This is a genomic window from Eubacterium sp. An11 (assembly GCF_002161065.1).
In the GTDB taxonomy this organism is placed as follows: Bacteria; Bacillota; Clostridia; order Lachnospirales; family Lachnospiraceae; genus Anaerobutyricum; species Anaerobutyricum faecale.
Genome location: NZ_NFLV01000070.1, coordinates 1 through 2,073, shown reverse-complemented (window position 1 = coordinate 2,073; position 2,073 = coordinate 1). Strand labels below are relative to the sequence as shown.

At 46.9% G+C, this 2,073-nt stretch carries 3 protein-coding genes; all 3 read left to right on the top strand.

Annotated features, from left to right (window positions below; translation table 11 throughout):
• Positions 1-1,233, top strand: a 1,233-nt coding sequence (locus B5E53_RS18470; protein WP_343215690.1) for a DNA polymerase IV, incomplete at its 5' end; no start/stop codon positions are given.
• 18 nt (positions 1,234-1,251) lie between these two features.
• Positions 1,252-1,569 carry a hypothetical protein gene (locus B5E53_RS18465; RefSeq protein ID WP_087282359.1) on the top strand — a complete coding sequence of 106 codons (318 nt, stop codon included), beginning with the start codon at positions 1,252-1,254 and terminating at the stop codon, positions 1,567-1,569.
• A 56-nt stretch (positions 1,570-1,625) separates the two neighbouring features.
• The gene (locus B5E53_RS18460; RefSeq protein ID WP_162611979.1) at positions 1,626-1,898 is read left to right on the top strand and encodes a hypothetical protein; all 273 of its coding nucleotides are present in this window, start codon (positions 1,626-1,628) and stop codon (positions 1,896-1,898) included.
• Positions 1,899-2,073 lie beyond the last annotated feature (175 nt).

The following is a 2,073-nucleotide window of genomic DNA, read 5'->3' as shown; positions in this document are numbered from 1 at the left end:
GATGTAAATTCCGCATTTCTGAGCTGGGAAGCTGTTTACCGCCTCCACCATTTAGGCGGGAAGGAGGATCTGCGGGAAAAGGTGTCTGCGGTTGGCGGTGATATGGCAATGCGGCACGGAATTATATTGGCGAAATCTATTCCGGCCAAAAAGTTCCATATAAAAACGGGAGAAACTATTCTGGAGGCGAAACAGAAATGTCCGGAGTTGATTCTGGTTCCGCCTAACTATGGGCTATATGAAAAGTGCTCCAAGGCATTTATGGATATCTTGCGCCAGTATTCTCCAACCGTAGAGCAATACTCGATAGACGAAGCCTTTGTGGATATGACAGGTACGGAAGGACTCTGGGGCGATGCGGTGACGGCAGCATATAGGATGAAAGATCAAATCCGGGATACGCTGGGATTTACCGTCAATATCGGGATCTCGGAGAACAAGCTGTTGGCCAAGATGGCATCAGATTTCCAGAAGCCAGACCGGGTGCATACGCTGTGGCATAATGAGATTGAAGATAAAATGTGGCCGCTTCCGGTGAGTGATTTATTTTTTGTGGGTAGGGCGACTGCAAAAAAGCTGTTTAACCTGGGGATCCATACCATAGGGGAACTGGCCCATGCGGACCCGCATCTGCTGAAAGTCCATCTGAAAAAGCACGGGGAGGTCATCTGGGCGTTTGCCAATGGGATGGATGTATCCGTGGTGCAGTCTGAAGCCCCGGCCAATAAAGGATACGGGAACTCCACCACCATTGCCTTTGATGTAACGGATGCGTCCACTGCGAAGCTGGTGTTGTTGGCGTTGGCGGAGACGGTGGGAACCAGACTGCGGGCAGCAAAGGTGCGGGCGGAAGTGATTGCTGTGGGAATCAAATCTCATGACCTGCGTTATGCCAGCCACCAGATGACGCTGCGGAACACTACGAACATTACCATTGAGATCCATCGCTGTGTCTGCCAGCTTTTTGACCAATTATGGGATGGGACAGCCATCCGGCATCTGGGGATCCACACCAGCCGGGTAAAGGATGGGTTCAATATGTGCCAGTTGGATATGTTTGACACGACAGATTATGAAAAGCTGGAGAAAATGGACGCAACGGTGGACCGGATCCGTGGACGGTATGGGATTGACTCGGTAAAGCGGGCGGCATTTGTCGGAAGTCCGATTGACCTATGTCCGGTGGAATCTCAAGAGAAAAAAGGACTGTTGATTATAAGAAAATCGGGGTAAAATAGGAGGTAGAGATCTATGAACATGGGGATTGGAACGAACACCCAGAAACCGGATGAGGGCGAGCTGAAAAGAAAAATGAAGGAAATTGCCTGTTCTGTCTGGTATACGAGCAAAGGCAGAACAATTCCTATGATGTTCAAATATCAAGATGAGGAAGGCGTAATTCATAAAGTTACGCACATTAATGTACAGAAGCAGGCAGAAAAATTTTATTGTGGTATTCCTATTCAGGAGTTCTGCTGTAGTACAGTGGTGGAAAATCAGGAATATCTATTTCGGTTATATTATTATCCGGAGTCGCATTGTTGGAAGGTAAGTTGGGGAGAGGAATAGTGAATAAGCATATTTTAAAATTTCCAGAGGAGGGATTAAAGCAACTGCAGTTTTTTATGGAAGGACTAAGCTTTCCTGTGGCAGTTGCTGCATATACAGAACAGGATATTGTGAAGATCTCTTATCTGGTCCGGCTGCTTCAGAGGGGCGATATTCATAGCACCTATGCACTGTGTATCTGGTGTATCCGTCAGGGGATCATTTATCAGATATTGTTTCGGTTTTCTTTTAAAGCGATGATTAAAAATCCTGTTCGTACCTATGATTATTTACGGCTCCAGAGATTGCTGAAGAAATGCAGGGAACAAACGCTGGGAAAGTCGAGATAAGGAGAAGAAAATGTGTGGACGTTATTATGTGGATGATGAGACGGCAAGGGAGATTGAGAAGCTGGTACGGGATCTGGATAGGAAATTGCAGATAGAGCGCACTGGTGATGTTTTCCCAGCGCAAAATGCTACAATAATAAAAGGGCAGGAGCACCATCTTGCTGCAGAACAGATG

What these genes read in the sequence shown, in the direction of transcription:
- B5E53_RS18465 (WP_087282359.1), top strand. Translation starts at nt 1,252, where the DNA reads ATGAACATGGGGATTGGAACGAACACCCAGAAACCGGATGAGGGCGAG.
- B5E53_RS18460 (WP_162611979.1), top strand. Translation starts at nt 1,626, where the DNA reads ATGGAAGGACTAAGCTTTCCTGTGGCAGTTGCTGCATATACAGAACAG.